Below are 4150 nucleotides of genomic sequence, written 5' to 3'. Positions count from 1 at the left end.
TCGGCGTTGCCGGATCTGCTTCGAGCAAGAATTGAACCCTTGCTTGAAGCAAGATTGGCCACAGAGCCGTACAGCCACAGGCGTTCGACTTCTATCGGTTCAGGCGCATGCCGGGCCTGATCAAATCAGCGCCCGGCAGCGGTTTGATATCGCTACTGCGTAGCGATCGCTGCGCGCTTGCCGCGCAGCACGAATTTCTGGATCTTGCCGGTTGCGGTCTTCGGCAGTTCGGCGACGACATGAAACGACGTCGGCACCTTGAAGTGGGCAAGGCTGGCGCGGCAGAAGGTCTTGAGTTCGCCGTCGGCAAGGCTGTGGCCCGAGCGCAGCACGACAAAGGCTTCCGGAGATTCCCCCCATTTCTCGTGCGGCATGCCGACTACCGCGACTTCAATGATCGCCGGGTGTCGCAGCAAGGTGCCCTCGACCTCGATCGACGAAATGTTCTCGCCGCCGGAAATGATCACGTCCTTCAAACGGTCGCGAATCTCGATGTAGCCATCCGGATGGACGACAGCCGCGTCTCCGGTACGGAACCAGCCGCCCTTCAGCGCTTTCGCGCTCGCTTCCGGATCGTTGTAGTAGCCACGCATCACGGTGTTGCCACGCGCCACGATCTCTCCCAGCGTCGTGCCATCCGCCGGCACCGGTTGATCATGGTCGTCGAACACGGCGGTTTCGCCGGAAGTCACCAGTTCCACACCTTGACGTGCCTTGATCAGCGCACGCTGTTCGGCGCTCAGTTCGTCGTGAGCCGGAAGCGGCTCGCAGATGGTGATGAACGGCGAGGTTTCGGTCAGCCCGTAAGCTTGGGTGATGGTCCAACCCAGTTCACCTTCGACTCTCTCGATCGTCGCAGGCGCCGGTGGCGCACCCGCCGTGATCACACGAACGCCTGGCCGCACAGCACGACGCTGCGCCTCCGGTCCATTGGCAATGCCGATAAGCACGGTCGGCGCTGCGCACAGCAGGCTCACGGCTTCGCGATTGATGTGGTCATAGATCGCCAGCGGCTCGACCTTGCGCAGGCAGACGTGCGTGGCACCGACCGCGGTGACGGTCCAGATGAAGGTCCAGCCATTGGCGTGGAACATCGGCAGCGTCCACAGATAGCGATCGGACGGCGTCATGTGCATATGCACCAGCACACCGACCGAATTCATCCAGGCATTGCGGTGAGTGATCATCACGCCCTTCGGGCGCGACGTGGTGCCGCTGGTGTAGTTCACGGACAGCAGATCGGTTTCGGCAACCTCCGTGCGCTCGAAATTCGGCGACGCCTGTTTTATCAAGGCTTCGTACTCGAGCCAGCCGGTACGCGAACCTTCGAAGGCAACGTAATGCTCGACGTTCGGCAATTGGCTGCGAATGCTGTCAATGGCATCGAAGTAGTCCGGATGGGCGCAGACAATCTTCGAACCGCTGTGGTTGATCAAGTAAACGAAATCATCGGCAGTCAGCCGATAGTTGATCGGAACGATCACGCCACCGAACTGCGGGATCGAGTAGTACGTCTCGAGATTGGTGTGGGTATTCGGCGAGATCAGCGCAACACGGTCGCCCTTGACCACGCCCAGCGCCTGAAATGCGGACGAGGCGCGATCGCAGCGATCAAGAAATTGCCGATAGGTGTAGCGACGATCGCCATCGACCACGGCTTCACGGTCGGGGTAGAGCTTGCGGGCGCGGCGGGCAAATTCCAGCGGGCTCAGCGGGGTCTCCACGGGCGACACTCCTCGGTTGTAGTTTTGGCAACGATCGATTGCGAAACATTGAAATTTCGCTTACCGAAGGGTAGCGGGAGTGGTGCGCGATGGGTATTGGGACAAGCCCGAAAGGCACAATTGGTAGTGCCTGAATCCGAGGATAACGGCGGGCAACCGGGTCGACAGGCCTGCATGGTGTCAGGCAAGGCGCACGCAAACGCTGGCCGAAGCAATAGTCGCCATGGCGGCGACAATTCGGCCAGATATCAAGTTTTGGTTTTGAAACTATGTCAGGCAGCTATGGCCCGACATGGCGTCCCTACGGGGATTCGAACCCCGGTTCTCACCGTGAAAGGGTGGTGTCCTAGGCCTCTAGACGATAGGGACAACGAGGCGGTGTCGCGAGTGAATCAGAAACTTGGTGGAGCCAGCCGGGATCGAACCGGCGACCTCTTGCATGCCATGCAAGCGCTCTCCCAGCTGAGCTATGGCCCCGTACAGCGGAGCGAAAGTATAGGGCCTACCGAGGTGGGGACTCAAGTACTTTCTCAAGGAAATTTGCAGGCATGTCCGGGGAACCGGCGATCTATTAGACTGCGAGACGTTTTTCAGCCTGCAGAACCGCGCTGGACTCGCTCGGCGCACTCCTACCAACAGATCAACAAAGACGACATTCCCATGGCATCGGTCAGCACCAACGAAATGAAATCGGGCGTCAAGGTCCTCATTGACGGCGAACCGTACGCGATTCTCGACAATGAATACCGCAAGCCCGGCAAGGGTCAGGCGACGAACAGCATCAAGATCCGTGCGCTGAAGACCGGTCGGGTGCTCGAACGCACGCTGAAATCCGGCGATACCTGGGAACTGGCGGACGTCGAACAGACGGAAATGCAGTACCTGTATAACGACGGCGAATTCTGGACCTTCATGGATCCGGTCAGCTTCGAGCAGATTCAGGCCAATGACGCTGCAATGAGCGAAGCCAAGGTCTGGCTCAAGGGCGAAGAGGTTTGCACCGTACTGTTATGGAACGGCGTGCCGCTGAGCGTCGCCGCACCGAACACGGTGATCCTGAAAATCATCGAAACCGATCCGGGCCTGCGCGGTGACACTTCGGGCGGTGGCGGCAAGCCAGCGAAACTCGAAACCGGCGCGATGGTTCGCGTACCGCTGTTCGTGCAGCAGGATGAGTTGGTCAAGGTTGATACACGCACTGGCGAATACCTCGCCCGTGCAGGCAAGTAGGCCAAGCAGGATTAAAGACACCGAAAACGATGGCAAAACCTAGCGCAGCAGCGACCGGAACCCAGACCATGGACGACAATCGCAAGAAGGCATTGGAAGCCGCTCTCAGCCAGATCGAGAAGCAGTTTGGCAAGGGTGCGGTCATGCGCATGGGCGCGGACGATCCGGCCCGCGATGTCGAGGTGGTGTCTACCGGTTCGTTGGCGCTGGACGTTGCCCTCGGCATCGGTGGTTTGCCGCGCGGCCGCGTGGTTGAAATCTACGGTCCGGAATCTTCCGGCAAGACCACGCTGTGCCTGCAGGTGGTTGCCGAGATCCAGAAGCACGGCGGCACCGCAGCCTACATCGATGCCGAAAATGCACTCGATCCGCAGTACGCGGAGCGTCTAGGCGTGGTGGTCGGTGACATGCTGATCTCGCAGCCCGATACCGGCGAGCAGGGTCTGGAAATCGCCGACATGCTGGTGCGCTCGAACAGCGTCGATTGCATCGTCGTCGATTCGGTTGCAGCGCTGGTGCCTAAGGCTGAAATCGAAGGCGAGATGGGTGACAGTCACGTCGGTTTGCAGGCTCGTCTGATGTCGCAGGCGCTGCGCAAACTGACGTCCAACATCAAGCGTTCGAACACGCTGGTCATCTTCATCAATCAGATCCGCATGAAGATTGGTGTGATGTATGGTTCGCCGGAAACCACCACCGGCGGCAATGCTCTGAAGTTCTACGCTTCGGTACGCCTGGATATCCGCCGCACCGGCGCGATCAAGAAGGGCGAAGAAGTGGTCGGCAACGAAACGCGCGTCAAGGTGGTCAAGAACAAGATGGCGCCGCCGTTCCGTGAAGCGCATTTCGAGATTCTGTACAACGAAGGCATCTCGAAACTGGGCGAGTTGATCGACCTTGGTGTCGAGCATGGCTTCGTCGAGAAGTCAGGTGCCTGGTACGCCTACAAGGGCGAAAAGATCGGCCAGGGCAAGGACAACTCGCGCAACTATCTCAAGGAGCATCCCGAGATTGCCGACGCTATCGAAGTGTCGCTGCGAGCCAAGCTGTTGCCGGTGAAAACGCGCACACCGGCAGCCGAGTAATTCCGTGGCAGGGCGCGGGCGCAAGCCGCCTGTGCCATTGGCTCCTGAAGCGGCGCGTGAGCGTGCGCTTCGGGCGCTGAGCCGGCGCGAGCACAGCGCTCGCGAACTCAC

Annotated in this window: 3 protein-coding genes and 2 tRNA genes; 2 read left to right on the top strand and 3 right to left on the bottom strand. The window is 59.8% G+C overall.

All coding sequences use genetic code 11. From position 1 onward, the window contains the following. Positions 1-152: 152 nt before the first annotated feature. The 3 genes from QZY06_RS19345 to QZY06_RS19335 all read right to left on the bottom strand — a co-directional run bounded on the left by QZY06_RS19345 (position 153) and on the right by QZY06_RS19335 (position 2201). A complete protein-coding gene (locus tag QZY06_RS19345) occupies positions 153-1724 on the bottom strand; it encodes a long-chain-fatty-acid--CoA ligase (protein ID WP_295687199.1) in 1572 nt (523 codons plus the stop codon). A gap of 293 nt (positions 1725-2017) precedes the next feature. Further along, positions 2018-2093: transfer RNA gene (locus tag QZY06_RS19340), tRNA-Glu, on the bottom strand. Between the two features lie 32 nt (positions 2094-2125). Further along, a tRNA-Ala gene (locus QZY06_RS19335) sits at positions 2126-2201 on the bottom strand. A gap of 183 nt (positions 2202-2384) precedes the next feature. On the opposite strand from QZY06_RS19335, the gene efp reads away from it, so the two are divergent. Beyond that, positions 2385-2954 carry an elongation factor P gene (gene efp / locus QZY06_RS19330; RefSeq protein WP_293393951.1) on the top strand — a complete coding sequence of 190 codons (570 nt, stop codon included), beginning with the start codon at positions 2385-2387 and terminating at the stop codon, positions 2952-2954. Between the two features lie 68 nt (positions 2955-3022). Then, positions 3023-4039 (top strand): recombinase RecA, encoded by a 1017-nt coding sequence (gene recA, locus QZY06_RS19325; RefSeq protein ID WP_273457115.1) that lies wholly within the window; start codon positions 3023-3025, stop codon positions 4037-4039. The last annotated feature ends 111 nt before the right edge of the window (positions 4040-4150 follow it).

Source organism: uncultured Nevskia sp., from assembly GCF_903885465.1.
GTDB lineage: Bacteria > Pseudomonadota > Gammaproteobacteria > Nevskiales > Nevskiaceae > Nevskia.
This window is presented reverse-complemented; position numbering and strand designations above follow the sequence as displayed.